The 26292-nt window shown below is 71.4% G+C and carries 26 protein-coding genes and 1 tRNA gene; 10 read left to right on the top strand and 17 right to left on the bottom strand.

Features of this window, described 5'->3' with window-relative positions; all coding sequences use genetic code 11:
• The 9 genes from ACTHMF_RS05675 to ACTHMF_RS05635 form a co-directional block, all read right to left on the bottom strand.
• Nucleotides 1–1860 (bottom strand): DEAD/DEAH box helicase (locus ACTHMF_RS05675; RefSeq protein WP_440316645.1); only part of this gene is annotated, 1860 nt, incomplete at its 3' end.
• Nucleotides 1861–1892: 32 nt separating this feature from the next.
• The gene (gene tatC / locus ACTHMF_RS05670) at nucleotides 1893–2645 is read right to left on the bottom strand and encodes a twin-arginine translocase subunit TatC (RefSeq protein ID WP_440316644.1); all 753 of its coding nucleotides are present in this window, start codon (nucleotides 2643–2645) and stop codon (nucleotides 1893–1895) included.
• Between the two features lie 43 nt (nucleotides 2646–2688).
• Nucleotides 2689–2937 carry a Sec-independent protein translocase subunit TatA gene (tatA, locus tag ACTHMF_RS05665; RefSeq protein WP_314147427.1) on the bottom strand — a complete coding sequence of 83 codons (249 nt, stop codon included), beginning with the start codon at nucleotides 2935–2937 and terminating at the stop codon, nucleotides 2689–2691.
• 2 nt (nucleotides 2938–2939) lie between these two features.
• The gene (locus tag ACTHMF_RS05660) at nucleotides 2940–3290 is read right to left on the bottom strand and encodes a hypothetical protein (RefSeq protein ID WP_440316643.1); all 351 of its coding nucleotides are present in this window, start codon (nucleotides 3288–3290) and stop codon (nucleotides 2940–2942) included.
• A 167-nt stretch (nucleotides 3291–3457) separates the two neighbouring features.
• Entirely contained in the window at nucleotides 3458–4432 is a 975-nt protein-coding gene (locus ACTHMF_RS05655) for a helix-turn-helix transcriptional regulator (protein ID WP_440316642.1), read from the bottom strand.
• Nucleotides 4425–5459, bottom strand: coding sequence for a helix-turn-helix transcriptional regulator (locus ACTHMF_RS05650; protein ID WP_440316641.1), 1035 nt, complete (start codon nucleotides 5457–5459; stop codon nucleotides 4425–4427). Before ACTHMF_RS05650 ends, ACTHMF_RS05655 begins: the two co-directional genes overlap by 8 nt.
• 31 nt (nucleotides 5460–5490) lie before the next feature.
• Nucleotides 5491–6402, bottom strand: a complete 912-nt coding sequence (locus ACTHMF_RS05645; RefSeq protein ID WP_440316640.1) for a peptidylprolyl isomerase — start codon at nucleotides 6400–6402, stop codon at nucleotides 5491–5493.
• Nucleotides 6403–6465: 63 nt separating this feature from the next.
• Nucleotides 6466–7467, bottom strand: a complete 1002-nt coding sequence (locus ACTHMF_RS05640) for a tRNA (adenine-N1)-methyltransferase (RefSeq protein WP_440316639.1) — start codon at nucleotides 7465–7467, stop codon at nucleotides 6466–6468.
• Entirely contained in the window at nucleotides 7464–8129 is a 666-nt protein-coding gene (locus ACTHMF_RS05635; RefSeq protein ID WP_314147434.1) for an HAD family hydrolase, read from the bottom strand. The genes ACTHMF_RS05640 and ACTHMF_RS05635 overlap by 4 nt, the downstream gene beginning before the upstream one ends.
• 110 nt (nucleotides 8130–8239) lie before the next feature.
• Between ACTHMF_RS05635 and ACTHMF_RS05630 the strand changes: the two genes are divergently transcribed.
• On the top strand, nucleotides 8240–9175 hold the full coding sequence (locus tag ACTHMF_RS05630) for a proteasome assembly chaperone family protein (protein WP_314147433.1): 936 nt from the start codon (nucleotides 8240–8242) through the stop codon (nucleotides 9173–9175).
• An 84-nt stretch (nucleotides 9176–9259) separates the two neighbouring features.
• Here the strand turns inward: ACTHMF_RS05630 and mshC are convergent, their stop codons facing one another.
• The 4 genes from mshC to ACTHMF_RS05610 form a co-directional block, all read right to left on the bottom strand.
• Nucleotides 9260–10501 (bottom strand): cysteine--1-D-myo-inosityl 2-amino-2-deoxy-alpha-D-glucopyranoside ligase, encoded by a 1242-nt coding sequence (mshC, locus tag ACTHMF_RS05625; RefSeq protein ID WP_440316638.1) that lies wholly within the window; start codon nucleotides 10499–10501, stop codon nucleotides 9260–9262.
• Between the two features lie 7 nt (nucleotides 10502–10508).
• On the bottom strand, nucleotides 10509–11372 hold the full coding sequence (locus ACTHMF_RS05620) for an undecaprenyl-diphosphate phosphatase (RefSeq protein ID WP_440316637.1): 864 nt from the start codon (nucleotides 11370–11372) through the stop codon (nucleotides 10509–10511).
• An 8-nt stretch (nucleotides 11373–11380) separates the two neighbouring features.
• On the bottom strand, nucleotides 11381–12706 hold the full coding sequence (locus ACTHMF_RS05615; RefSeq protein ID WP_440316636.1) for a M20/M25/M40 family metallo-hydrolase: 1326 nt from the start codon (nucleotides 12704–12706) through the stop codon (nucleotides 11381–11383).
• A gap of 61 nt (nucleotides 12707–12767) precedes the next feature.
• On the bottom strand, nucleotides 12768–12971 hold the full coding sequence (locus tag ACTHMF_RS05610) for a cold-shock protein (protein ID WP_314149134.1): 204 nt from the start codon (nucleotides 12969–12971) through the stop codon (nucleotides 12768–12770).
• Between the two features lie 183 nt (nucleotides 12972–13154).
• On the opposite strand from ACTHMF_RS05610, the gene ACTHMF_RS05605 reads away from it, so the two are divergent.
• The 4 genes from ACTHMF_RS05605 to ACTHMF_RS05590 all read left to right on the top strand — a co-directional run bounded on the left by ACTHMF_RS05605 (nucleotide 13155) and on the right by ACTHMF_RS05590 (nucleotide 16458).
• Nucleotides 13155–13239 (top strand) — tRNA-Leu (locus ACTHMF_RS05605).
• Between the two features lie 95 nt (nucleotides 13240–13334).
• A complete protein-coding gene (locus tag ACTHMF_RS05600; RefSeq protein WP_314149135.1) occupies nucleotides 13335–14306 on the top strand; it encodes a cation diffusion facilitator family transporter in 972 nt (323 codons plus the stop codon).
• A gap of 68 nt (nucleotides 14307–14374) precedes the next feature.
• Nucleotides 14375–15358 carry a helix-turn-helix transcriptional regulator gene (locus ACTHMF_RS05595; protein WP_440316634.1) on the top strand — a complete coding sequence of 328 codons (984 nt, stop codon included), beginning with the start codon at nucleotides 14375–14377 and terminating at the stop codon, nucleotides 15356–15358.
• Nucleotides 15355–16458, top strand: a complete 1104-nt coding sequence (locus ACTHMF_RS05590; RefSeq protein ID WP_440316633.1) for a VIT1/CCC1 transporter family protein — start codon at nucleotides 15355–15357, stop codon at nucleotides 16456–16458. The genes ACTHMF_RS05595 and ACTHMF_RS05590 overlap by 4 nt, the downstream gene beginning before the upstream one ends.
• A 148-nt stretch (nucleotides 16459–16606) precedes the next feature.
• Here ACTHMF_RS05590 and ACTHMF_RS05585 read toward each other — a convergent pair whose 3' ends face one another.
• From ACTHMF_RS05585 to ACTHMF_RS05575, 3 genes are all read right to left on the bottom strand, one after another.
• On the bottom strand, nucleotides 16607–17077 hold the full coding sequence (locus tag ACTHMF_RS05585; RefSeq protein WP_440316632.1) for a DUF1707 domain-containing protein: 471 nt from the start codon (nucleotides 17075–17077) through the stop codon (nucleotides 16607–16609).
• A gap of 178 nt (nucleotides 17078–17255) precedes the next feature.
• Nucleotides 17256–17480, bottom strand: a complete 225-nt coding sequence (locus ACTHMF_RS05580; RefSeq protein ID WP_440316631.1) for a hypothetical protein — start codon at nucleotides 17478–17480, stop codon at nucleotides 17256–17258.
• Nucleotides 17481–17724: 244 nt separating this feature from the next.
• Nucleotides 17725–17928 carry a hypothetical protein gene (locus tag ACTHMF_RS05575; protein ID WP_440316630.1) on the bottom strand — a complete coding sequence of 68 codons (204 nt, stop codon included), beginning with the start codon at nucleotides 17926–17928 and terminating at the stop codon, nucleotides 17725–17727.
• Between the two features lie 412 nt (nucleotides 17929–18340).
• On the opposite strand from ACTHMF_RS05575, the gene ACTHMF_RS05570 reads away from it, so the two are divergent.
• From ACTHMF_RS05570 to ACTHMF_RS05550, 5 genes are all read left to right on the top strand, one after another.
• Entirely contained in the window at nucleotides 18341–18631 is a 291-nt protein-coding gene (locus ACTHMF_RS05570; RefSeq protein WP_314149141.1) for a DUF6504 family protein, read from the top strand.
• A 51-nt stretch (nucleotides 18632–18682) separates the two neighbouring features.
• The gene (locus tag ACTHMF_RS05565) at nucleotides 18683–19522 is read left to right on the top strand and encodes a DUF3097 domain-containing protein (RefSeq protein ID WP_440316629.1); all 840 of its coding nucleotides are present in this window, start codon (nucleotides 18683–18685) and stop codon (nucleotides 19520–19522) included.
• Between the two features lie 255 nt (nucleotides 19523–19777).
• Nucleotides 19778–20488 carry a hypothetical protein gene (locus ACTHMF_RS05560; RefSeq protein WP_314149143.1) on the top strand — a complete coding sequence of 237 codons (711 nt, stop codon included), beginning with the start codon at nucleotides 19778–19780 and terminating at the stop codon, nucleotides 20486–20488.
• Nucleotides 20488–22038, top strand: coding sequence for a DNA polymerase Y family protein (locus ACTHMF_RS05555; RefSeq protein WP_440316628.1), 1551 nt, complete (start codon nucleotides 20488–20490; stop codon nucleotides 22036–22038). The genes ACTHMF_RS05560 and ACTHMF_RS05555 overlap by 1 nt, the downstream gene beginning before the upstream one ends.
• Nucleotides 22039–22176: 138 nt before the next feature.
• Nucleotides 22177–25563: an error-prone DNA polymerase gene (locus ACTHMF_RS05550; RefSeq protein ID WP_440316627.1), complete on the top strand. Its 3387-nt coding sequence runs from the start codon at nucleotides 22177–22179 to the stop codon at nucleotides 25561–25563.
• 80 nt (nucleotides 25564–25643) lie between these two features.
• Here the strand turns inward: ACTHMF_RS05550 and ACTHMF_RS05545 are convergent, their stop codons facing one another.
• Nucleotides 25644–26195 (bottom strand): YceI family protein, encoded by a 552-nt coding sequence (locus ACTHMF_RS05545; RefSeq protein ID WP_314149642.1) that lies wholly within the window; start codon nucleotides 26193–26195, stop codon nucleotides 25644–25646.
• Between the last annotated feature and the right edge of the window lie 97 nt (nucleotides 26196–26292).

The following is a 26292-nucleotide window of genomic DNA, read 5'->3' as shown; positions in this document are numbered from 1 at the left end:
GAACACCTTCGCGACGGCGCCTGTGTGCGTGCGGATCTGGGCGGTCAGCTGGTCGGTCTCGCGCTTGAGCTTCCAGTAGCGCTCGGCCCAGCGGGCGTGCGACTCGCGCTCGGGGCACGCGTGGCACGGGTGCTGCTTCATGCGGCGGCGCAGGTCGGAGAGCTGGCGCTGGCGGCGGTCGCGCTCCGCGCGCGACGCCGTGTTCGAGATGCCCTTGCGCTCGAGGTCGGTGAGCTCGCGGCGCAGCGTCGAGTACTCCGAGAAGTCGCCCAGGTGGCACTTCATCGAGTTCGCGTAGCCGTCGAGCGACTGCTGCTGCGACCGCACCTTCCGGGCGAGGTCGACGACGGCGCGGTCGGCCTGGAACTGCGCGAAGCTCGACTCGAGGATCTCGCGCGTGCGCTCGCGTCCGAACTGCTCGATGAGGTTGACCGCCATGTTGTACGTGGGCTTGAAGCTCGAGTTGAGCGGGTAGGTGCGCCTGCTCGCGAGCGACGCGACCGCCTGGGGGTCGAGCCCGTCGACCCACTGGATGACGGAGTGCCCCTCGACGTCGATGCCGCGGCGGCCAGCGCGACCCGTGAGCTGCGTGTACTCCCCCGGCGTGATGGGCACGCGCGCCTCGCCGTTGAATTTCTCCAGCATAGCCAGCACCACGGTGCGGGCCCGCATGTTGATGCCGAGCGCGAGCGTCTCGGTCGCGAAGACGACCTTGACCAGCTTGCGGCGGAACAGCTCCTCCACGACCTCCTTGAAGGCCGGCAGCATCCCGGCGTGGTGGGCGGCGACACCGCGCTCCAGGCCCTCCAGCCACTCCCAGTAGCCGAGCACCGCGAGGTCCTCGTCCAGCAGGGTGCGGCAGCGCTCCTCTACGATCGCGCGGATCTCGTCGCGCTCCTGCCGCTCGGTGAGCCGCACGCCCGCGCGCAGCACCTGCTTGACCGCGGCGTCGCAGCCGTTGCGGCTGAAGATGAAGAAGATGGCAGGCAGCAGGTTGCGCTCGTCGAGCAGCGCGACCAGCTCGGCCCGGTTCATCCGGAACGCGTCCGGACGGCCGCCCTTCGAGTGGTAGCGGCCGACGTCGCGCATCTGCCTGCTGCTGAGCACCCGGCCGCCGTAGCGGGCCATCTGCACCAGCTCCGGGTTCACCCGGTTGGTGGCGGCGAGGCCCGACGAGTCGAACAGGTCGATCAGCTTTGAGCGCATCAGGATGTGCTGCTCCAGCGGCACCGGCCGCTCCTCCGACACGATCACGTCGGTGTCGCCGCGGACGGCCTGCAGCCAGTCGCCGAACTCCTCGGCGTTGGAGACCGTTGCGCTGAGCGAGACCATCCGCACGGCTGGCGGCAGGTGGATGATGACCTCCTCCCACACGGCGCCGCGGAACCGGTCGGCCAGGTAGTGCACCTCGTCCATCACCACGTACGCGAGGTCGCCGAGCAGGTCGGAGTCGGCGTAGAGCATGTTGCGCAGCACCTCGGTCGTCATCACGACGATGCGCGCGTGCGAGTTGATGTTGGTGTCACCGGTGAGCAGCCCGACCGACTCCGGCCCGTACGCCTCCACGAATTCCTGGAACTTCTGGTTGCTCAGCGCCTTCATCGGCGTGGTGTAGAACACCTTCGCGTTCGCCTCGCGCATGGCGAGGAACACCGCGAACTCGGCCACGATCGTCTTGCCGGCCCCGGTGGGCGCCGCGACCAGGACGCTGCGGCCGTTCTCCAGGCTCGCGCAGGCCTCGCGCTGGAACGGGTCGAGGTCGAAGCGGAGCCCCGCGCGGAACGTCTCCAGCAGCGGCTGGCTGGCCCGCTGCCGTGACGCCGCGAACCGCTCGGACGGGGAGAGCTGCTGGTCGGTCACTCGACCACCTTATGCTCTCGTCCCGCTCGCGCTCAGGCGGCGAGCTCGGCCTCCAGCCGGTCCGCCGCCTTCGCCGCACGGCGGTCGTGGATCCAGGCGACGCCGTAGGCCGCGAAGTACAGCAGCACCATCGGGATGGCGAGCAGGAACATCGACAGCACGTCGGCCGCAGGCGTGGCGATCGCGGTGAACAGGGCGATCAGGATGAGCGCCCAGCGCCACGACGCGATGATCGACTTCGCGCTGAGCACGCCGACGAAGTTGAGCAGCACCAGGAAGACCGGGAGCACGAATGCGATGCCCACCGCGATCACGAGCTTCATGATGAAGTCGAAGTAGGTCTTCGCCGCGATGATCGCCGAGTCCTGCTCCGGAGCGAAGCTGGTGAGCAGGCTCACGATGTGCGGCACGAGCAGCCAGCCGGCGATGCCGCCGGCGATGAACAGCGGGACGGCCGTGAAGAAGAACCCGAAGGCGTACTTCAGCTCCCGCCGGGTGAGGGCGGGCACGAAGAACGCCCAGATCTGGTAGAGCCAGACCGGGCTGGAGATGATGGCGCCGATCGTGATCGCCATCTGCATCTTGAGGTCGAACGCGCCGGTGATGCTGTCGTAGTTCAGCATCGCCTCTCGGCCCTGCTGCTTGGCGATCTCGGTCACCGGACCGCGCATGGCGTCCATCACCGGACCGGCGATGAACCAGCCGATGATGGCGCCGGCGATCAGAGCCAGGGCGGAGCGGAAGAGGCGTTTGCGAAGCTCGATGAAGTGCTCGGCGAGCGTCATCCGTCCTTCGCGGTTCTTGCCTCGCTTTGTCGAGGCCACCGGTTCAGGAATTCGGCTTGGACTCGGTCGAGTCGCTGGCGGCGGGCGTCGACGAGGAGGCGGAGGGGCCGGCGTCGGTGGCGCCCTTCTGGTCCTTGTCGTCGTCCTTCTTCATCTCGTCGACCTCGCCCTTGAAGATGCGCATCGACTGGCCGATGCTGCGCGCGAGCGCGGGAAGCTTCGGCGCACCGAAGAGAAGCAGGATGATGGCGAGGATGATGAGCAGGTGCCATCCGGTGAGGCCACCGAACATGATCAGGTCCTTTTGGTCAGGTGGGCGTAGCGGAACGGGTCCGCTTCGACCAGCAGTTTACCGCGCCGAACCCGGGCATCCCTGCGAGCTTGCCGTGCGACGGCCCGATCGGCGATGGTCTGCTCGCGCGCTGCGCGAAGTTCTCCGGCATCGGCCAGGACGGCGGGATGGAAGGGTTCCTCCCGCAGTTCCTCGGCGCGCCGGCTCAGGATCTCCGTCTTCTCGAGCAGCGCTGACGCCTCGTGGGCGGCCGCCATGAGCTTCCGGAACAGCCACCAGGCGAAGAACGCGAGCATCCCGAGCAGACCGAGCACGAGCACGATCCAGATCAGCATCCACGACCACCAGGGCATGGGGGCAGCCTACCGGTAGCGGAGCCTCCCCAGGCGCCGACGGACGCTATCCGTTCCGGAGTTGTGCACGGTTCGCACCGGCGTGTCGCGTGCAGAACTCCGGAAGCGATGGCGGCCACGGCAACCGCTGCGGAGTTCTACGGCGCTAGAGCGAACGGCGGCGCAGCCTACCGGTAGCGGTCGGCGCCCGCGCGCGCCCAGTCCGCGACGACACGCCGCGCCCCGGGCGGGTCGAGCACCGTGAGCACGCCGGAGAGGCCGGCCACGAGCCGCTTGAGGCCGTGGAAGTGCGCGACCCGCAGGCTCGTGGTGACGAGTCCGTCGTGCTCGGTGCGCGCCGCGCCCTCCGGGATGTAGTCCTCGATGAGCGGGACGGCGGAGGCCGAGACCTCGATGGTGACCAGGAGGTCGTCCGGCGTGCCCTCGAACAGGGTCTCCGGCAGCGTCACGTCCCCCGGCCGGTAAGTGATGGGCTCGTCGGTGGCGACGAGGCCGTCGATCCTGTCGAGCCGGAAGGTGCGGATCGCGGTGCGCAGGTGGTCCCAGCCGCGCAGGTACCAGTCCTGGTCGATGGACTCGACGCGCAGCGGGTCGACGCGGCGGCGCTCGCGCTCGCCGCGCGAGTTGAGGTAGTCGAACTCGAGCTGCGTCCCGGCAACGACCGCGTCGCGGATGGTGGCGAGCGCCTCGTCCGCCTCGGACCGCGCGACGGCCACCTGGCTCGGCGCGGCCGACGCCCCGCGCGCGAGCTTCGCCATCAGCGAGCCGATCACGTCGCGGTCGGCGTTCTCCGGCAGCGCGGTGAGGTACTGCAGGCCGGCGATCAGCGCGGCCGCCTCGCGCGCGGAGAACCGCGGCGAGTCGTCGATCGCGACCTGGTGGGTGAGGACGATCTGGTCGTTCTCCTCGAAGTCGTCCCAGGCGATGTCGAACAGGTCGCCCGGCTGGTACGCATTGGTCTCGCCCGGCACGCCGGAGACCGCGATCAGCCGGACGGCCTCGCGCATGCTCTCCGCGTCGACACCGAAGTGCTCCGCCGCCTCCGCGACGCTCACCCTGTCCCTGTCCATCAGGTAGGGCACGAGCGCCAGCAGGAAGGCGAGCTTGTCCTGCGCCTGCATCGGCCTCTGCCGCTCAGCCATGGCGCTCCCCCATACCGTCGTGCGCCGCCGCCGTGGCCTCCAGGCGCGCCAGCACCTTCTCGCGCAGCTCCTGCGGCGAGAGGACGAGCACCTCCGGCCCGAAGCTCGCGAGCTGGTCGGCGAGGATGTTCATGTCGGAGAAGTTGACGGTGAGCCGGAACGACTCGCCGTCGCCGGCCTGCGGCACCGCGTCCCCGTAGCGCTTGCCGAGACGGGTCGCGGCGTCCGTTCCCGCCGTCACCTCGATCTCCGCGACGTTCGCCGCCCAGATCCGCTCCAGCTCCGCCAGCGCCTGCTCGGCGAAGTCGCCGCCTTCCGGCCGGAAGCTGCGCGCGGTGATCTTGACAGGGCCGACCATCCGGGAGAGCAGGAACGTGCGCGAGCCGCCCGCGTCCTGGTCGATGCCCTGCAGGTGCCAGCGGCCCTGGTGCTGCACGAGCGACAGCGGGGCGACCGTGCGCAGCCGCGAAGCGCTCTCGCCGGGCTTGAGGTAGGGGAACTGCACGATCGCGTGGCGCTCCAGCGCCTGGCTGAGGGGCTCGAACGCGCTCTCGCGCACGCGCAGCCGTGGCGCGTAGCCGACGACGGGGTCGTCCGCCTCGACGCCGAGCGAGCGCAGCTTCATCAGCGCGCGACGGGACTCGCCGGACAGCGACCCTTCGCGCCACACCGTGGCGGCGAGGCCGAGCAGGGTGATCTCCTCCGGGGAGAAGACCACGTCCTGCGGCAGGTCGTACGCGCCCTTCGGGATGCGGTAGCGCAACAGCTGGTTGTTGCCGGCCGCCTCCGGCGACTCGACCGTCTCCAGGGGGACGCCGAGCTCGCGGATGTCGTCCTTGTCGCGCTCGAACTGGCGCTCCAGGCTGCTGTTGTCGCCGTGCGCGTCGAAGCGCTGGCGGTAGCCCTGGACCGTCGAGAGGATCTCGTTCTTGGTCAGGCCGTTCTCGGTCGCGAGCAGCGCCAGGACCAGACTGAACAGACGCTCCTCGACCGGGACGCGCGCAGGCGAGGACGACGATCGGGGCACCCGACCATCCTAGTGCGGTCGGAGCCGCCGGTCAGCGGACCGCGAGGATGTCGACGACCCAGGCCTCGGCCGGGCGGGACCCGTCCTTCGGCGTCTCGATGACCAGCTGGGAGCCGACCTTCTGGCCGACCAGCTCGCCGAGCATCGCCTGCGGCAGCACCGAGCTCTGCTGGTTCTGCAGCTGGCTCTGGCCCGAGGACATGTCGGCGAGGTCGGGACCGCCCTGGCCCCAGCTCGTGGTGGTCACGGTCTTGGAGTCCCAGCCCACCGCGGTGTACTGCAGGGTGACCAGGCTGGTCTTCTTGACCTCGGCGCCGTCGCCCGCCTTCAGCAGCTCGCTGCGCACCTTCGTCGGAGCGCCGCCCGAGGACGGGATGGTGACGCCCGGCTGACCGGTGGGCGCGAGGACGACGGTCGGGAAGCCGTTCGCGGCGGGGCGCACGGCGCCGTCCGCCCGCGACAGCGACGTGGAGACGACGTCGAGCACGTAGATCTGCGCGGGGCCGCCGGCGTCGGACTGGGCGCCGGCGTCCTTCGGGGCGACGGCGACCGCGACGCGCGAGCCGACCGTCGTGCACTGCAGGCCCTTGCTGATGACGTCGGAGGCGAGCGAGATGACCGCCGCCTTCGTGCCGTAGCCGGACCCGGTGACCTCGCCCGAGCTGCCGTCGACGATGGTGTAGCCCACCTCGACCTGCTGGCCGGTGTGCACCTGCTTCCCCGTCCCGGTGGTCAGGACCGTGCGCTGCGAGGTCGAGGTGTCGACAGGGGTCGGCACGCTCACCTTCGGCTCGGAGCCGATCTTCCCGGTCGCGGTGACCAGGTCGGACGCCTTTCCGCTCGGCAGCGCCGTGGCGCAGTCGGTGTTGGGGTCCGAACTGCATCCGGTGAGCGCGACGGCGACGATGCCTGCCGCCACGACGAGAGCGGGAACTCTGCGCACGGGTCCTCTTTCGATCCGATCGGTGGGGAGGGTGCGAGGGATGATCCTCACGCCCTGTTCATGCTAGTCGACGCTCGCGTCGTCCTCGCGCGCCTTGGCGAGCTCGGCGCTCGCCGCAGCCTCGCGCATCCGCTTGCGAAGCGCCTTGGGGGTCGATTGGCGTTCGCCGAGAGCGCCGGGCGTCCACGCCTCGACGTCCTCCGCGCTGTAGTCGCTCTTCGACGGCCGGCGCTTGAGCTCCGGCAGGACCGTGCCGGGGGCGAGGCGGCGGGCGGTCAGCAGGAAGCCGGTGTGCGCGATCATGCGGTGGTCGGGACGCACCGCCAGGCCCTCGACGTGCCAGCCGCGGACCATCGTCTCGCTCGACTGGGGATGCGTGTAGTGGCCGGTCGCGCGGATCGCCTCGGCGACGCGCGAGAGCTGCGTGACGGTCGCGATGTAGCAGATCAGGACGCCGCCGGGCTTGAGCGCCTCCGTCACCGGCTCCAGGGTCTCCCACGGCGCGAGCATGTCGAGCACGACGCGGTCGACGCTCCCGGGCTCGACGGCGGCGGGCAGCTGCTCCTGCAGGTCGCCGACGGTCACGCTCCAGTTCTCCGGGTCGGAGCCGAGGAACGTCGCGACGTTGTCGCGGGCGACGTCGGCGAACTCGTCCCTGCGCTCGAACGAGAGCAGCCGGCCCTCCGGACCGATCGCGCGCAGCAGCCAGAGCGACAGGGCGCCGGAGCCGACCCCGGCCTCCACGACCGTCGCGCCGGGGAAGATGTCGGCGAGGGCGAGGATCTGCGCGGCGTCCTTCGGGTAGACGATGGCGGCGCCGCGCGGCATCGACATCACGAAGTCGTTGAGCAGCGGACGCAGGGCCAGGTGCTCGACGCCGGCGTTGTTCGTGACCACGGAGCCGTCCGGCAGCCCGATGATCGCGTCGTGCTCCAGGACGCCGCGGTGCGAGTGGAACAGCTTGCCGGGCTCCAGGGTGATGGTGTTCAGCCGGCCCTTGGGCCCGGTCAGCTGCACGCGGTCGCCCGCGCGGAAGGGGCCGGAGCTGCGGCGGGTCTCGTTCATCGGGTGGCCTCCGTGCGCGCGGCGGCGACCGCGGCGATGTCATCGGCCGTCCGGCCGTCCAGGGTCGGCCACAGCGTGTGCCGGTCCGATTCGGGCAGCGGGACGATGTGCGGGACGCCGATCGTCGTCGTGCCTGCGGCCACCGCGGAGGACAGCCCGACCAGCGAGTCCTCGATCGCGACCGCGTCGCGCGGGTCGACGCCGAGCAGGGTCGCCGCGCGCAGGTAGGGCTCCGGGTGCGGCTTCGGCTCGTCCACCTCGTCGCCCGAGACGATCACGTCGAACGCGTCGAAGGGGATCCCGGCCACGATCTGCTCCGCCATCGAGCGCACCGACATGGTGACGAGGGCGGTGCGGACGCCGTTCTCGCGCAGCGACTTCAGCAGCTCGCGCGCGCCGGGGCGCCACGGGACGCCGTCGGTCGCCAGCCGCTCGCGCACGCGCTCGGTGAGCCAGTGCACGATCGCGTCCTCGTCCATGTCGACGCCGCGCGAGCGCAGGATCTCGGCGGAGTTCCAGAGGCCGAGGCCGACCAGCAGCAGGCCGTCGTCGTGGGTCCAGGTGCCGCCGAACGAGCCGACGAGTTCCTGCTCGGAGGCCATCCAATACGGTTCGGTGTCGACCAGGGTGCCGTCCATGTCCCAGAAGACGGCGGCCGGCATCCCGTGCGGAGTCAGTGAGGTCACGACGGACAAGTCTATCCCGGGGCACCTCGGGCCTATCCTGGATGGATGGCGCCGACCGGCCGCCGACGAGAGGACCACGAACCCACGTGACTGACGCGAACAGCATCCTGAGCGGCCGCATCCTGGTGGTGGCCTTCGAGGGGTGGAACGACGCAGGCGAGGCGGCGAGCGGCGCGGTGAAGACGCTCAAGGAGCAGCTGGACGTCGTCCCCGTCGCCGAGGTGGATCCCGAGCTCTACTTCGACTTCCAGTTCAACCGCCCTGTTGTCACCGACGACGACGGCAGGCGCAGGCTGATCTGGCCCTCCGCCGTCATGTTCGGCCCCGCCGTGCCCGGCCACACCGGCGACGCACTCGCCGGCGACGCCGAGCTGGATGTGACCGGCGACAACGCGGGCAACATCTACCTGCTGCTCGGCACGGAGCCGTCCCGCAGCTGGAAGTCGTTCACCGCCGAGATCATGGACGCCGCGCTCGCGGCCGACATCGGCGCCGTCGTCTTCCTCGGCGCGATGCTCGCCGACGTCCCGCACACCCGGCCGATCTCGGTCTTCGCGTCCAGCGAGAACGCGGCCGTGCGCGCTGAGCTCGGCATCGAGCGTTCGACCTACGAGGGTCCCGTCGGCATCCTGAGCGCGCTCGGCGAGGGCGCGGAGGACGTCGGCATCCCGACCATCTCGATCTGGGCGTCGGTCCCGCACTACGTGCACAACGCGCCGAGCCCGAAGGCGGTGCTCGCGCTGATCGACAAGCTCGAGGAGCTGGTGGACGTGACCATCCCGCGCGGTTCGCTCGTGGAGGAGGCGGCGGCCTGGGAGGCCGGGATCGACGCGCTCGCCGCGGACGACGAGGAGATGGCGGCGTACATCCAGCAGCTGGAGCAGGCCAGGGACACGGTCGACTCGCCGGAGGCGAGCGGCGAGGCGATCGCGCAGGAGTTCGAGCGCTATCTGCGCAAGCGCGGCGACGGCCGCGACGGCGGCACCGCGGGCCGCGCCCCGGACGACCCGCGCCGCGGCTGACGCCGGCGTGCGGGAGCAGGGACGCGACACGCCGGAGCGGCGGTCGCGACGCGGCGTGTCGGGTCCCCTGTGGCGCCGGCTGAGTCAGAGCGTGACGCCGAGGAGGGCCTGGACGGCGGCCGGGACGAGGCCGGTCGCAGCGGGGGGATGCGTCGCCGACCACTGATCGACGGCCCGCAGCGCCGACGGCGTGTCCAGGTCGTCGCGCAGCGCCGCGCGCATCCGCTCCACCACGGCGCGCTCCTCGAGCTCCGCGTCGGCGCCGACCGCCAGCGCCCGGTTCGCGGTCGCGGCGCGCCAGCGCGCCAGGCGTTCGCCGGCCGCCTCCAGCGCGTCGTCGAACCACTCCCAGTCGCTTCGGTAGTGGTGCGCGAGCACGGCGAGCCGGAGCACGGCGGCCTCCAGCCCCTGCTCGCGGAGCGTGGCGACCAGCACCACGTTGCCGAGCGACTTGCTCATCTTCTCGCCGCGGTACGCGATCATGCCCGTGTGGCTGCACACCCGCGCGAGCGGGTGCCCGCTGAGCACCGCGGCGTGGCCGGCGCTCAGCTCGTGGTGCGGGAAGATCAGGTCCGAGCCGCCGCCCTGCACGGTGAAGTCCCGGCCGAGGTGCATGAGCGCGATGACCGAGCACTCGATGTGCCAGCCAGGGCGTCCCTCCCCCACGGCCGACGGCCAGCTCGGCTCGCCCGCTCGTGCCGCGCGCCAGAGCAGCGGGTCGAGCGGGTCGCGCTTGCCCGGCCGGTCGGGATCCCCGCCGCGCTCGGCGGACAGCGCGAGCATCGCGTCGCGGTCGAGGCCGCTCTCCTCGCCGAGCAGCCAGGGCGCGACCTCCTGCGCGGCGGCGATGTCGAAGTAGACGTCGTCCTCGACGCGGTAGGCGACGCCGCCCTGCAGCATCCGCTCGACGGCCAGACCGACCTGCGGGATCACCTCGGTGACGGCGACGTAGTCGTCCGGGGGGAGGACCGAAAGGTACTCCATGTCGCGCCGGAAGCCCTCGATCTCGGTCGCGGCGAGCTCGCGCCAGTTCACGCCGGTGGCCGCAGCGCGCTCCAGCAGCGGGTCGTCGACGTCGGTGATGTTCTGGGCGTAGTGGACCGTGCGCCCGGCGTCCCGCCACACCCGCTGCAGCGTGTCGAAGGCGAGGTAGGTGGCGGCGTGGCCGAGGTGCGTCGCGTCGTACGGCGTGATGCCGCACACGTACAGCCGGGCGACGTCGTCCACGCCCGCCTCTACGCGCTGCCCGGAGGCGGTGTCGTGCAGCAGCGGCGTGACCCCGTCGCCGGGGACGACGGGAACGGCGGGCGGGTTCCAGGCGCGCATCGCGCGGTCAGGCCGCCAGGACGCCGGTGCCGAGCAGGATCATCAGCAGCACGCCGAGCACGATGCGGTAGATGACGAACGGCAGGAAGCTGCGGCGCGAGATGTAGCCCATGAAGAACGCGATCACGATCAGGCCGACGACGAACGCGACGATCGTGGCCACCGCGGTCTCCGCGGGCCCGAACACCTCGAGCGTGCACTTCCCGGCGTCCGCGAGCGCCTGCGTGCACGGCTCCTTGATCGCCTTGTAGAGCTGGTAGAAGCCGCTGCCGAAGACGGCGGGCAGCGCCAGCAGGAACGAGTAGCGCGCGGCGGCGCGGCGCTGGTAGCCCATGAACAGCCCCGCGGTGATCGTGCCGCCGGAGCGCGAGACGCCCGGGATCAGAGCGAGCGCCTGCGCGAAGCCGAAGATGATGCCGTGCCCCCAGGTCAGCTCCTTGAGCCGCCGGGTCTTCGCGCCCACCCAGTCCGCGATGCCGAGCAGGATGCCGAACACGATGAGCGTGGTCGCGACGATCCAGAGCGAGCGGAACGTCGTCTCGATCGCGTCCTGGAAGAACAGGCCGAGAACGACGATCGGGATGCTGCCCAGGATGACCAGCCAGCCCATCCTGGCGTCCGGGTCGCCCCGCGGGATGCGCCCGAACAGGGCGAGGAACCAGCGTGAGACGATGCGGACGATGTCGCGCCAGAAGTAGAGCAGCACGGCCGCCTCGGTGCCGAGCTGGATGAGCGCGGTGAACCGCGCGCCGGGGTCGGCCCCGGTGCCCAGCAGCTCGCCGACGATGCGGATGTGCGCGCTGGAGGAGATGGGCAGGAACTCGGTCAGCCCCTGGACGAGCCCGAGGATGACGGCGTTGATGAAGTCCATGGGTTCCTTCAGTAGCTGCGCAGCAGATCGCGCAGGACGGTCCTTCCGAACACGAGCGCGTCGAGCGGCACGCGCTCGTCGACGCCGTGGAACATCCCGGGGAAGTCGAGCTCCTTCGGCAGCCGCAGCGGCGCGAAACCGTAGCCGGTGATGCCGAGCTTGCTGAGCGCCTTGTTGTCGGTGCCGCCGGAGAGGAGGTACGGCAGCACGGGCGCGCCCGGGTCGTGCGTCTCGAGCGTGCCGGTGATCGCGTCGATCAGCTCGCCGCCGAAGTCGGCCTCGAGCCCGATGTCACGGTGCATGATGCGCACCTCGATGTCGTCGCCGACGAGCTCGCGCACCTCGGCGAGGATGCGGTCCTCGTCGCCGGGCAGCGTGCGGATGTCGACCAGCGCCTCCGCCGTGTCGGGGATCACGTTGTGCTTGTAGCCGGCCTCCAGCAGCGTCGGGTTGCTGGTGGTGCGCAGCGTCGCGAGGATGAAGCCGGCCGCCGTTCCGGTGCGCAGCACCACCTCGTCCGGGCCGACCTGCTTCGGGTCGATGCCGAGCAGACGGCCGAGCTCGGCGATCAGCCTGCTGGTCGTCGCGGTGAGCTGGATCGGCCAGTCCTGCCGGCCGACCTTCACGAGGGCCTCCGCCAGCTTGGTGATGGCGTTGTCCTCGATCAGGCGCGAGCCGTGGGCGGCGCGGCCGCGCGCGATGAGCTTGATCCAGACCAGCGACTTCTCGCCGGTCTGCAGCAGGTAGGCACGCCGGCCGTCGAGGTCGATCGAGTAGCCGCCGACCTCGCTGATGGCCTCGGTGGCTCCGGCGAAGAGCTCGGGGTGGTTGTCGACGAGGAAGTGCGAGCCGCGCCGGCCGCCGTCCTCCTCGTCGGCGAAGAGCGCGACGACCAGGTCGCGCTCCGGCTGCTCCCCCGCGCGCAGGATGTCGCCGACCGCGGTGAGGATCATCGCGTCCATGTTCTTCATGTCAACGGCGCCGCGGCCCCAGAGCAGGCCGTCCTTGACGACGCCGCCGAACGGGTCGACCGACCAGTTGCGCGGGTCGGCCGGGACGACGTCGAGGTGCCCGTGCACAACGAGCGCCGGCTTGGACCGGTCGCGCCCTTCGACGCGGGCGACGACGCTGGTGCGCCCGGGGTCGGAGTCGAACAGCTGCGGGGACAGGCCGAGGTCGCGCAGACGCGCCTCGACGTACTCCGCGGCGTCCGTCTCGCCGTTCGACTTGCCTTCGCCGTAGTTCGTGGTGTCGAACCGGATGAGATCCCTCGCGATGATCGCGGTCTCGTCGAGTTCTGGCTCTGGCACGGGGACGATGCGGGAGTCGGTCATGCGTCAACGCTACCCGGCCGTGAGGCCGGGTAGCGTCGAGTGCTGCTGTCGAGTCGAGGACTCAGAGCGGGCGGATGTTCGAGGCCTGCAGGCCCTTGGGGCCCTGCGTCACCTCGAACTCGACCTTCTGGTTCTCCTCGAGGCTGCGGTAGCCCTGCGACTGGATCTCGCTGAAGTGGGCGAAAACATCGGCGGAGCCGTCGTCCGGAGAGATGAATCCGAAGCCCTTCTCCGCGTTGAACCATTTGACGGTACCTGTGGCCATCGTTTCTTCTTCCTGCTGTCATGGGGCGGATCCATCCCGCCCGCAGACAGGCTACCGCGAAACCCGCCCTTCGGCGGAAGTGCACGCGCCACGCCCGGGGTGCGTCGCGATGTGAGGGGGCCCGTCCAATCCGTGCTAATGTCTTTCTTCGGCGGCCGGAACGTTCGGCCCCGATACACCCGAGTCCGGGTGGCGGAAATGGCAGACGCGCTAGCTTGAGGTGCTAGTGCCCGTATAGGGCGTGGGGGTTCAAGTCCCCCCTCGGACACCGCGGAAGGGCCCCGATCTCATGGTCGGGGCCCTTCGTCGTTCGGCCGTTCCCATGCGGTTCAGCATCCGCCCGCCCGGTACTAGTGTTGCGCCATGTCGCCGGCCAGCAGCGAGACGTCCAGCCGCCAGAGCTCCAGCCTCCTCACCGTGCTCCTCGCCCTGGGCGCGAACGTGCTCGTCGCGATCGCCAAGAGCGTCGCCGGCTTCCTCACCGGGTCGGCGTCGATGGTCGCGGAGGCCGCTCACTCCTGGGCGGATGCCGGCAACGAGCTGTTCCTGCTGCAGGCCGAGCGGGTCGCGGCCCGGCCGCGGGACCGCGCGCATCCCGGCGGCTACGGCCGCGAGGCGTACGTGTGGTCGCTGTTCGCCGCGGTCGGCCTGTTCACCGCCGGCGCCGTCGTCTCGATCATGCACGGCGTGTCGCAGCTGGGGGCCGACGAGCCGGAGACCGACTATCTGATCAACTACATCGTGCTCGCCGTCGCCTTCGTCTTCGAGGGCGTCTCGTTCCTGCAGTCGTACCGGCAGGCGCACGCGCTCGCGGACGAGCGCGGCACGAGCACCGTCGAGCACGTGCTCAGCACCTCCAACCCGACCCTGCGTGCGGTGTTCGCGGAGGACGCCGCGGCCCTCATCGGCCTGCTGATCGCCTTCCTCGGCGTGCTGCTGCACGAGCTGACCGGCAACGCGCTGTTCGACGCGCTCGGCTCCATCCTGGTCGGCGCGCTGCTCGCGGTCGTCGCGTTCGTGCTGATCGACAGGAACCGGCGCTTCCTGCTCGGCGAGGAGGCGCCGGAGCGGGTCACGCAGGCCGTGCTCGGGATGCTGCTGCGGCATCCCGAGGTGAACTCGGTCAGCTATCTGCACCTGGAGTACGTGGGCCCGGAGCGCGTCTTCCTGGTCGCCGCGGTCGACCTGGTCGGGGACGACAGGGAGTCGGACGTCGCGGACGACCTGTACGCGGTCGAGCAGGAGCTCGAGCGCAACGAGCACATCGCCGAGGCGGTGCTCACCCTCTCCCGGCGCGGCCAGCCGGCGCTGCGGGTTCCGGAGGACGGTCGCTGACGGCGGCGCGGGGGAGGCGGTTCCTCATGCGGTCACTTTCCGGCCGGTAGCTGCGCCAGACTGGGCGCATGGCCAGCACCGGATCCCGCACGCTCCAGCTGCTCTCCCTGCTCCAGACCCACCGCTACTGGCCTGGCCAGGAGCTCGCAGAGCGGCTCGGCGTGTCGCCGCGCACGCTGCGCAGGGACGTCGACCGGCTGCGCGACCTCGGCTACCCGGTGGACGCGACGCGGGGCGTCGCCGGCGGCTACCAGCTCGCGGCCGGCGCGTCCCTGCCTCCGCTCGTGGTGGACGACGAGGAGGCCGTCGCTCTGGCCGTCGGCCTGCGCACCGCGGCGCAGAGCGGCATCTCCGGCGTCGAGGAGGCGTCGGTCCGCGCGCTGGCCAAGGTGGTCCAGGTGATGCCGCCGCGGCTACGCCGCCGGGTGGACGCGTTGCGCGTCGCGACGCTCGCGTCCGCGCTGCGGCCGGGGCCGGTCGCGGACGCCGCCACCCTGACCGCGGTGGCGCAGGCCTGCCGCGACGAGGAGCGCCTGCGCTTCTCCTACACGGCCAAGGACGGAGCGGAGACGGAGCGGACGGTCGAGCCGCACCGGCTGGTCTCCCTCGGCAGGCGCTGGTATCTGGTGGCCTACGACCTCACCCGCTTCGACTGGCGCAGCTTCCGGCTGGACCGGCTGAGCGACCCGCGACCCACCGGCGCCCGGTTCCGGCCGCGCACGCTGCCCGCGGAGGACGCCGCCGCGTTCGTGCGCGACGGGCTCGCGGGAGCCGCCGATCCCCTTCTCGTCGTGGCCGAGGTGGATGCTCCGCTCGCGCACGTGCAGGAGACGGTCGGCCGCTGGGCGACGGCGGAGGCGGTCAGCGCTGGCGTGACCCGCGTGCGGATGACGGCGGACACGCCGGAGTGGGCGCTGTTCGGCCTCGCCGCGCTCGGCGCGCCGTTCCGCATCGAGGGCCCGGAGGAGGTCGTCCGCGTCGCTGCCGAGTGGGGCGAGCGGTTCGCCACGGCCGCCGGCACCGGACGGTCGCCTAAGCTAGCTGATCGATGAGCCCCGACGCACCAGCAGCAGCACCCTCACCCGCACCGTCCGCCGCCGACATCAAGCGCTGGCGGCGGTACCTCGCCGACGAACGAGCCGAGGCCGCCGTCTACCGCGACCTCGCCGGGCGCAGGGACGGCGAGGAGCGCGAGATCCTGCTCGCGCTCGCCGAGGCGGAGCGCCGGCACGAGCAGCACTGGCTGACCCTGCTCGGCGAAAATGTCGGACGCCCGCTGCGCGGCGACATCCGCACCAGGATGCTCGGCTTCCTCGCGCGCCGCTTCGGCTCGGTGTTCGTGCTCGCGCTGGCCCAGCGCGCGGAGGCGCGCTCCCCCTACGCCGCCGACGCCGACGCGACGCCGCGGATGGCGGCCGACGAGCAGGTGCACGAGGAGGTCGTGCGCGCCCTGGCCGCCCGGGGACGGCAGCGCCTCTCCGGGACCTTCCGCGCGGCAGTCTTCGGCGCGAACGACGGCCTGGTGAGCAACCTGGCCCTGGTGCTCGGCGTCAGCGCGAGCGGCGTCCCGACGCACGTCGTGCTGCTGACCGGCATCTCCGGCCTGCTGGCGGGAGCACTGTCGATGGGTGCGGGCGAGTACGTCTCCGTCCGCTCGCAGCGCGAGCTGCTCGAAGCATCCAGCCCCAACCCGGCGACCGCCTCCGCTCTGCCGCACCTCGACGTCGACGCGAACGAGCTGACCCTCGTCTACCGCGCCCGCGGGATGGCGCCGGAGGAGGCGCAGAGCCACGCGCACGAGGTGCTGTCGACGCTCGGCGCCTACACCTCGCCGGTCCCGGCGGTGCCGAGCGACGTGGACGAGCACGAGGCCGTCGGCAACGGCTGGAGCGCGGCCGTCTCGAGCTTCTGCTTCTTCGCCTCCGGCGCGCTCATCCCGATCCTCCCGTACCTGTTCGGGCTGACCGGGACGCTCGCGGTGATCGTCTCCGCGGTGCTGGTCGGCCTGGTGCTGCTCGGCACGGGCGCCGTCGTCGGCCTGCTCTCCGGCGCGTCGCCGCTCAAGCGCGCGCTGCGCCAGCTCGGCATCGGCTACGGCGCTGCCGCCGCCACCTACATCCTGGGCCTGATCTTCGGCGCCACTCTCGGCTGAGGTCCCCGTCGGTCCGGGCTGCGGAAAGGAGGATGCCGCCGTCCCCACACTGCGTGTCTGCCGGAAAGGGAGGCGGTGGCGGTCGCTCCGCGTCGGAAAGTCCTCCGTATGCGACAGGAGAGGACCGTGGAGTCGGCGGCGCGGGGCGTCAGCGGCGGCGGCCGCCGTCGGCGCCGTACGCGATGGCCCCGACGATCGGGATGAGCAGGAACCAGAGCCAGCTGTACTGGTAGCCCCACGCCATCCCGGTGACGAAGAACAGGATGAGTGCGACGAACGGGACGATCGAGACCACGACGTAGCCCCAGCGCTCCGGGCGACGACGGGAGGCGTCCTCGTCGGCGTACCCGGCGGCGCTCTGCTGGGCCGCCATCGGCCGGCGCACGGAGCCGGTCGCCGGCGCTCCCCCGTCCAGCTCCAGCGGCCCCGGCAGGTCGGAGAACAGCGGCGCGAGGTCGCCTCTGGTGACCGCGGCGCGCGCCGCAGAGCTGCGGGACGCGAGCTCGGCGTCGGTGAGCCTGCCCTGCGCAGCGTGGGCCTGCAGCGCGCCGACCGCGCGCTCGCGCTCATCGTCGCTCAGGCGCAGCGACGCCCCGGACGGATCGCTGAAGTCAGTCATGGCGCTCAGTATGGCAGGTGCGCTCCGTCGGCCGGGAGGTGTCCTGTCCCGGCAGATCGGCGACCGTTCCGGCTACGCAGAGGAACCACTGGCTCCGCGGCGGACATGAAGGAGGGGTGCGAGCCTGGGCTCGCACCCCTCCGTGTTGGTCTACGTGATAGCCGGCGCGGTGATGAGGTCAGTGCGTGATGCGTGCAGCGGTGTGCTTGCGGGCCCGCAGCCGCCGGTATCTTTGCCCGAGGAAGTAGACCCCCGGCGCTCCGAGCGCGGTCGCGAGAATCGCCTGCATCGTAGCGCCGAGCATTACCAGAATGGCGGCCATAGCGGCGCCGACGAGCAACGATACGAAGAAGTCCTCGACAAGGTAGTAGAGCGGTGACTTCGGTCCTTCAGCATGTGACATCGTAGATCAGCCCGGTCCGACGTATGGGATATTCAAAGCGGGGCGACAGCGCCCGGATTTCACGGTACAATACCAGATCTTACATGGGACTCAGTCGATGAACCCATCGATTCCCACGTCCGTCTCGTCATCTCGCAGTGGCCCGACGATGTCCGCGCGGCGCCGTCTCATCGTATTGCGCGGCACGTGCATCTGCCGGAAATCGTTCTACGAATAGCGGAAACGCAGGCGGACGGCATCGGTATCACAGTGGTCGAGTTCGTTTGACGACGCCGAGAATTAGTGCGGCTGCCAGCCCGACCACGGCGATGATGGAGGCGGTGGTCACGTAGCCCATCGCTGCGCTCGTCTGGTTCATGAGCATCGGCAGGGCGATGATGATCAGCGTGGCAGCAGCGCCGACGAGGATGCCGATTCCGACGAGGACGAGCCTCTCGAGCGTTTTCATGAGCGTCTCCGTTCTGATCGGTGGCACTATTGCGCACAGCAGACGAAGCCTGCAAACGCCAGCTCGACGCCGGTCCCGTTCGCAGCGCAGGCCTGAATCGACCACACGCGGTATTGCATCAACGCTGGCACGATAGCGGTCACCGCGCCAACCCCCAACTCACCGCAGCGGCGATGATGGCAGCGAGTGCTGTGGCACCGACACCGGCTTGCAACGCGCCGACCAGTTGGGGCACCACACACGAACTGAACTTCGCGTGCCCGCCAAGCCAGTCCGTCCACATCGTGCCGACGCCCTGGATGCAGAACGTCACCGATGCCCTGCGACATGACACCGTCGGCCGGGAGGCTTACACTTCTCTTCGAACATATGTTCGAGCCCACCGGCTCGGCACGGAGGGAGGAGGCGTCCCATGACCGACATCGACGAGTCCGTCGCGGTGTGGACGACCGACGACGGCGTCCCCACCCGGCTCGTCTGGCGCGCGACCCGCTACCGGGTCACCGACACCCCGACGGTGTGGGCGGAGATCTGCACGTGGTGGCGGCCGTTCGGCGAGCACCGGTACGGGGTCGGCAGCCTGCCGAGGGAGATCGGCGGCTGGCGGTTCCAGGGCACGAGCGACAGCGGAGACGCGCACGTGTTCGACGTGCGGCACGACCCGGGCGAGCGCACCTGGCGGCTGGTGCGGGTCTTCGACTGACGGAGCGCCTCCCCCACCCGCGGGCCGCGTTCGCCTAGCCTCCACAGGGTGATGGACGACCGCTACGGAACCGATGTGCTCGCGACGGACTGGCGGAGCGCCGGCCGGAAGCCCGTGCCCGAGGTGGAGGCCGTGCGCGACCTCGTGGTCGAGGAGGCGGCGACCGGCTTCTGCGGGGCGATCACGCGCCTGGAGGCGCAGACCGTCGAGCTGGAGGACTACTTCGGCAAGAAGCGCGTCTTCCCGCTCTCCTCCGGCTTCCTCATCGACGGCGCGCCCGTGCGCCTCGTCGTGCCGAAGGCCGGGCAGCAGGGCAGGACGCGCACCGCGTCCGGCTCGTTCGCGGTCGGCGACGCGCCGGCCAGGGTGGCGCGCGCCAGCCGCATCTTCGTGGAGGGCAGGCACGACGCCGAGCTCGTGGAGCGGGTGTGGGGCGACGACCTGCGCGTGGAGGGCGTCGTCGTCGAGTACCTCGAGGGCGTCGACGACCTGGACGCGATCGTGAAGGAGTTCGCTCCCGGCCGCGGCCGCCGGATCGGCGTCCTGGTCGACCACCTCGTCCCCGGCTCCAAGGAGAGCCGGATCGCCGAGCGGGTCGCGCGCGGCCCGTACGGCGCCCACGTGCTGGTGGTCGGCCACCCGTACATCGATATCTGGCAGGCGGTGAAGCCGGCCAGGGTGGGCCTGAAGGCGTGGCCGAGCATCCCGCGCTCGATCGAGTGGAAGCACGGGATCTGCGAGGCGCTCGGCCTCCCGCACGCGTCGCAGGCGGACATCGCGCGGGCGTGGAAGCTGATCCTCGGGCGCGTGAGCACGTACTCCGACCTGGAGCCAGAGCTGCTCGGCCGGGTAGAGCAGCTTATCGACTTCGTCACCGCGCCCGACGCCTAGCGCCCTTCCGCACCGGCACGGCTCCAGCCCCCGCCGTCTGCCACATTTCGCACAATGTCGGCTTCAGCCCCGCCGCCTGCCACATTTGGCACAAATGTGGCCTCCAGCCCCTGCGAACCCCAACATTTGGCACAAATGTAGGGTCCGGGGCGGCGTGTTTGCGAGGTTGTGGCGCACATGTCGGGGGTGCGTGGCAGGGTCGCGCACAGCGAAAATGCATTTGCCAAGTTCGAACATGTGTTCGAAAATAGGGATATGTCCCTGGCAGCCCTCCACACCGCAGACCCGGTCGTCGACCGGGCGCAGGTGCACGAGCTGCAGACCCGCATCCGCCAGATGCAGGCGACCAAGCTGGAGAGCCGGTCGCTGCAGACCCACCCCGCACTGGGGCCGCTGCTGCCCGGCGGAGCGCTCAAGGCCGGGGCCGCCTACTCGGTGCTCGGCTCCACCACGCTGCTGATGGCGATGCTCGCCGGCCCGAGCGCCGCGGGCGCCTGGTGCGGGGTCGTCGGCATGCCGGACTTCGGGGCGGAGGCGGCGGGCCGGTTCGGCATCGACCTGGAGCGGCTGGTGCTGGTCCCGCATCCCGGCGACCAGTGGCTGACGGTCACCGCCGCCGTGGTCGACGTGCTCAGCGTCGTGGTCCTCGCTCCCCCGGCCCGCGCGACGGACGGCGACGTGGCCCGGCTGAGCGCGCGACTGCGCCAGCGCGAGTCGACGCTCGTCGTCGCCGGCGCCTGGCCGCAGGTGGAGGCGACGCTGCGGGTGGCCCGCAGCGGCTGGGACGGGCTCGGCTCCGGCACCGGCTACCTCTCCGCGCGGCGGGTGACCGTGGAGTCCGCGCCGCGCGGCGGCTCCGGCCCCCGGCGCCGCGCCGAGCTGTGGCTGCCCGCGGTGGACGAGAGCTTCCGCGCGTCCGGCCCCACCCGGCTGGAGGCGGTGGGTCCGATCCAGGGGGTCGGCTGATGCGCGAGGTCACCCGCGCGATCGTGCTCTGGTGCCCGGACTGGCCGGTGATCGCCGCCCGGCAGCACCTCGAGCTGCCGGAGGACGTCCCGCTCGCGCTCGTGGAGAAGGGGGTCGTCTTCGCCTGCTCCGCCGCGGCGCGGGCGGACGGGGTGAAGCGCGGGCTGCGGATGCGCGAGGCGCAGGCGCGCTGCCCGCAGCTGGAGGTCGTGCCGTACGACCCGGTGCTCGACGAGCGGGCGTTCGACCCGGTGCTGACGGCGATCGAGCAGATCGCGCCCGGCGTGCAGCCGGTCCGGCCCGGCACCTGCGTCCTGCGGGCGCGCGGGCCGGCGCGCTACTACGGCGGAGAGGAGCAGGCCGCCGCCGAGCTGCTGCGCTGCCTGGACGGGCTGTCGCTGACCGAGGCGCGCATCGGCGTCGCCGACGGGCCGTACGCCGCGGAGCAGGCCGCACGCTCCACGGGCGGGGAGCGCGTGCGCATCATCCCTCCCGGCGGCTCCCCCGGCTTCCTCGCGCCGCGGCCGATCGCCCAGCTGGGGCTCACCGACCTCACCCCGCTGCTGCGCAGGCTCGGCCTGCACACCCTCGGCGACCTGGCCGCACTCGACAGGGTGGACGTGCGCGAGCGCTTCGGCGAGCGTGGCGAGCACGCCCACGACCTGGCCAGCGGCATGGACAGCGCAGGCGTGGTGCCGCGCACCCCGCCGAAGCAGCTGGACCGGGCGATCGAGTTCGAGCCGCCGCTCGACCGCGTCGACCAGGTGACCTTCGCCGTCCGCGGCACCGCCGAGCAGTTCACGGCCGGGCTCACCAAGGCCGGCCTGGTCTGCACGGCGCTGCGGGTGGAGGTCACCGACGAGTCCGGGCGCACGAGCGAGCGCACCTGGCTGCACCCGCGGCTGTTCTCCGCGGCGGACGTCGTGGACAGGGTGCGCTGGCAGCTGCAGGGCTCCGGGCCCACCGACAGCGGCCTCGCCTCCCCGATCGCCCGGGTCGCGCTCGCCCCGGAGGCGGTGGACGACATCGGCCACCACGAGGACGGGCTGTGGGGCGGAGGGGCGGACGAGCGCATCCACCACGGCCTCACGCGCGTGCAGAGCATGATCGGCCACGACGCCGTGCTCACCGCGACGATCGGCGGCGGCCGCGCGCTCGCCGACCGGCAGGTGCTGGTGCCGTGGGGCGACCGGCCGGTCGGCGTGCCGAGCGCCGACCGGCCGTGGCCGGGCTCGCTGCCGGCGCCCGCGCCGTCCACGGTGTTCGAGGTGCCGCGGCCGGTCGCGGTGCTGAGCCCGTCCGGCGAGACGGTGGAGGTGACCGACCGCGGCGAGGTGACCGCGCCGATCGCCGCGTTCTCGGCGACGGGCGCCGCACGGGACGCCAAACCCGTCGACTCGTGGGCGGGCCCCTGGCCGGTGCGCGAGCGCTGGTGGGACGCCTCCCTCGCCCGCGCGATGCACCGCTTCCAGCTGGTCGACGCGGATGGGACGGCGTGGCTGCTCGCCCTCACCGGCACGGCCTGGTTCGCCGAGGCGCGCTATGACTGAGCGCCTCGCGCCGGCCGGGATGGGAGGACTTCGCGCCCGTTCCGGCCCGGAACTCCTCCCCTTTCCGCATCCGACCGGCGTGTCGCGGCGCTCCTCCTCCCCTTCCAACCGTCCCGACACCAGGCGGGGGGCGCGCTGATGGGCTGGAACAATCCGCCGATCCCGTGGGCCGAGTTCGAGCGGCGGCTCTCCGGGCGCCGCACCGGCGAGCAGCCGGAGCGCCCGTCCTCGCGCAAGCGCCAGAAGTACGTCCCGCAGCCGATGCCGGACGAGCCGGAGACGGGTCATGTCGGCTACGCCGAGCTGCACGCGCACAGCAGCTTCAGCTTCCTCGACGGCGCCAGCTCTCCGGAGGAGCTGCTGGAGGAGGCGACCAGGCTGCGGCTGCACGGGCTGGCGATCACGGACCACGACGGCTTCTACGGCGCCGTGCACCTCGCCGAGGCGGCCGAGGCGTACGACCGGGTGAAGACGGTGTACGGGGCGGAGCTGTCGCTCAGCCTCAGCCGGCCGCAGACCGGCGAGGCCGACCCGGAGGGCAGCCATCTCGTACTGCTGGCCAGGCAGCAGTCCGGCTACCACCGGCTCGCGGCGGCGATCACCGCCGGGCAGCTGGCCGGCGAGGAGAAGGGCCGCCCCGTCTACAGCATCGAGCAGCTCTCCGAGCAGTCCGGCGGCGAGTGGATGGTGCTCACCGGCTGCCGCAAGGGCGACGTTCGGCTGGCGCTCGCGGACGGCGGCGAGCGGGCGGCCGAGCGCGAGGTGGCCAGGCTCGCCGAGCTGTTCGGGCGCGACAACGTGCTCGTCGAGCTGATCGACCAGGGCAACCCGCGCGACACGACGGACAACGACATCCTCAGCCGGATCGCGGGGCGGCTCGGGCTGCCGGCGGTGGCGACCAACAACGTCCACTACGCCTCGCCGGCGCAGTACCCACTGGCGACGGCCGTCTCCGCGGTGCGTGCCAGGCGCAGCCTGGACGAGATGGACGGCTGGCTTCCCGCCTCCGCTGCCGCCCACCTGCGCAGCGGACGGGAGATGGCGGTGCGGTTCGCGCGTTACCCGGGAGCGGTCGAGCGCACCGTCGAGGTCGCGGACGACCTCTCCTTCCGGCTGCGCAGCGCCCGGCCCCGGCTGCCGAAGCAGGAGGTGCCGGAGGGGCACACGCCGATGAGCTGGCTGCGCGAGCTCACCTGGCGCGGGGCGGCGGAGCGCTACCCGGACCTGGAGAGCACCCCGGCCAAGCGCGAGCGCATCCAGCGCGAGCTCGACGTGATCGAGGCGAAGGACTTCCCCGGCTACTTCCTCATCGTCCACGACATCGTCCAGTACGCCCGCAGCCAGGGCATCCTCTGCCAGGGGCGCGGCTCTGCCGCGAACTCGGCCGTCTGCTACCTGCTCGGGATCACGGCGGTCGACTCCATCAAGTACGACCTGCCGTTCGAGCGCTTCCTCTCCAGCATGCGCGAGGAGGAGCCGGACATCGACGTCGACTTCGACTCCGACCGGCGCGAGGAGGTCATCCAGTACGTCTACCGCAGGTACGGCAGGCACAACGCCGCCCAGGTCGCCAACGTGATCACCTACCGGCCCAAGAACGCGGTGCGCGACATGGCCAAGGCGCTCGGCTACTCCACCGGTCAGCAGGACGCGTGGAGCAAGCAGATCGACTCGTGGAGCCGCGTCGCGACGACGGACGACCACGACATCCCCGAGCCGGTGGTCGACCTCGCGCAGCAGGTGCTGAAGTTCCCGCGGCACCTCGGCATCCACTCGGGCGGCATGGTGCTCACCGACCGCCCGGTCGGCGAGGTGTGCCCGATCGAGCACGCGCGCATGCCGGGCAGGACGGTGCTGCAGTGGGACAAGGACGACTGCGCGTGGATGGGCCTGGTCAAGTTCGACCTGCTGGGGCTCGGGATGCTCTCCGCGCTCGACTACGCCATGCGCACCATCGAGGCGTCGCTCGGCGAGGCGTGGACGCTGGAGCGCATCCCCAAGGAGGAGCAGGGCGTGTACGACATGCTCTGCCGGGCCGACTCGATCGGCGTGTTCCAGGTGGAGAGCCGCGCCCAGATCGGGACGCTCCCCCGGCTGCAGCCGCGCAGCTTCTACGACCTGGTCATCGAGATCGCGCTGATCCGGCCGGGGCCGATCCAGGGCGGCGCCGTGCACCCGTACATCCGCCGCAAGCTCGGCAAGGAGCCGGTGACCTACCTGCATCCCGCGCTGGTGCCGGTGCTGGAGCGGACGATGGGCGTTCCGCTGTTCCAGGAGCAGCTGATGCAGATGGCGGTCGCTGTCGGCGGCTGCACGGCGGAGGACGCCGACCTGCTGCGCCGCGCGATGGGCTCCAAGCGCGGGGTGGAGCGGATCGGCGCGCTGAAGGCGAAGCTGTACGACGGGATGGCGGGAAACGGCATCACCGGCGACGACGCGGACGCGATCTACGAGAAGATCGAGGCGTTCGCGAACTTCGGCTTCGCGGAGAGCCACGCGATCAGCTTCGCGCTGCTGGTCTACGTGAGCTCGTGGATGAAGCTGCACTACCCCGGCGCGTTCCTCGCCGCCCTGCTGCGCGCGCAGCCGATGGGCTTCTACTCGCCGCGCACGCTCACGGCCGACGCCAGGCGGCACGGCGTCGTCGTGCGCCGGCCGGACATCCAGCTCTCCGGGGTGTTCCCGCTGCTGGAGCCGATCGATCCCTCCCGGCCGGGCCCCACCGGGTCGGCGGCGTGCCTCGAGCACGACCAGCCGCCGGTCGGCCGCTTCGAGCGCGCGGTGCCGCTCGACCACGCCGCGCACCGCAGGGACGCCGGTCACGCGGTGCGGCTGGGGCTCGCCGGGGTGACCGCGATCGGCGAGAAGCTGGCGGAGCGCATCGTCGCCGAGCGCGAGGCGGGCGGTCCGTACGCCGACCTCGGCGACCTGGCGCGCCGCACCGGCCTGAACACCGCGCAGCTGGAGGCGCTCGCCGCAGCCGGCGCGTTCGAGGGCTTCGGGCTGAGCCCGCGCCAGGCGATCTGGGAGGCGGGCAACGCGGCGCAGGAGCGCCCGGAGTACCTCGCGGGCACCACGATCTCGGTGCAGCCGCCACTGCTGCCGATGCTCTCCCCCGCCGAGCAGCTGGCGAGCGACCTGTGGGCGACCGGGGTCTCCCCGGACGACCACCCGATCCGCTTCCTGCGGCCGACGCTCACCGCGCGCGGGGTGCGGGCGGCCGACACGCTGGCGACGGCGGAGTCCGGCAGGCGGATCGAGGTGGGCGGGGTGGTCACGCACCGGCAGCGTCCCGCCACCGCCGCCGGCGTCACGTTCCTGAACCTCGAGGACGAGACCGGGCTGGTCAACGTGGTCTGCCCGGTCGGCGTGTGGAACCGCTACCGCCGGGTGGCGAGGCAGGCTCCGGCGATGATCGTCCGCGGCATCCTGGAGCGCAGCGAGGAGGGCGTCGTCAACGTGGTCGCCGACCGCCTGGAGCCGCTGGACTCCGCCATCCGCACCACCTCCCGCGACTTCCGCTGACCGCGCCGGACGCTGAAGGGCACGTCATCGTCGCCTTCTCGGGTGAGAAGCGACGACGACGTGCCCTTCGAGGAGACGGATCAGGCCTGCTGCAGGACCGCCTGCAGCTCGAGCGTGATGGTCACGTCGTCGCCGAGCAGCATGCCGCCGGTCTCGAGCGCCGCGTTGTAGGTGAGGCCGAAGTCCTCACGGTTGATCTTGGTCTTCGCGGTCGCGCCGGCCTTGTAGTTGCCGTACGGGTCCTGGCCGAAGCCGCCGAAGTCGAACTCGAAGGTGACCGGCTTGGTGACGCCCTTGATGGTCAGGTCGCCGTCCACCAGGAACTCGCCGTCCTCGTGGCGGACGCCGGTGGAGACGAAGTCGATGGTCGGGAACTCCTCGGCGAGGAAGAAGTCGCCGGTGCGCAGGTGCGCGTCGCGGTCGGCGTTCTTGGTGTTGATCGAGGCGACGTGCGCCTTCGCGGTGACGGTGGACTCCAGCGGGTTCTCCGCGGTGACGAAGCTGGCGTCGAAGTTCTCGAACACGCCCTTCACCTTGCTGATCATCAGGTGGCGGATGCTGAAGCCGACCTCGCTGTGGGTGGGGTCGATGGTCCACGTGCCGGCCTTGTAACCGGGGATGTCGATCGTCATTCGTGGGTCTCCTTGGATCTGGTCTGTGGTGACGACAAGCCGTCGAAGTGTATGCAAGCGCATCGACCGGCACGCTATTCCGGAAATCCGAAAAAAA

Source organism: Leifsonia sp. (genome assembly GCF_051955155.1).
Lineage (GTDB): Bacteria > Actinomycetota > Actinomycetes > Actinomycetales > Microbacteriaceae > Leifsonia.
Note: the sequence above shows the minus strand (reverse complement) of the source record. Positions and strands in the feature narration are given on the sequence as shown.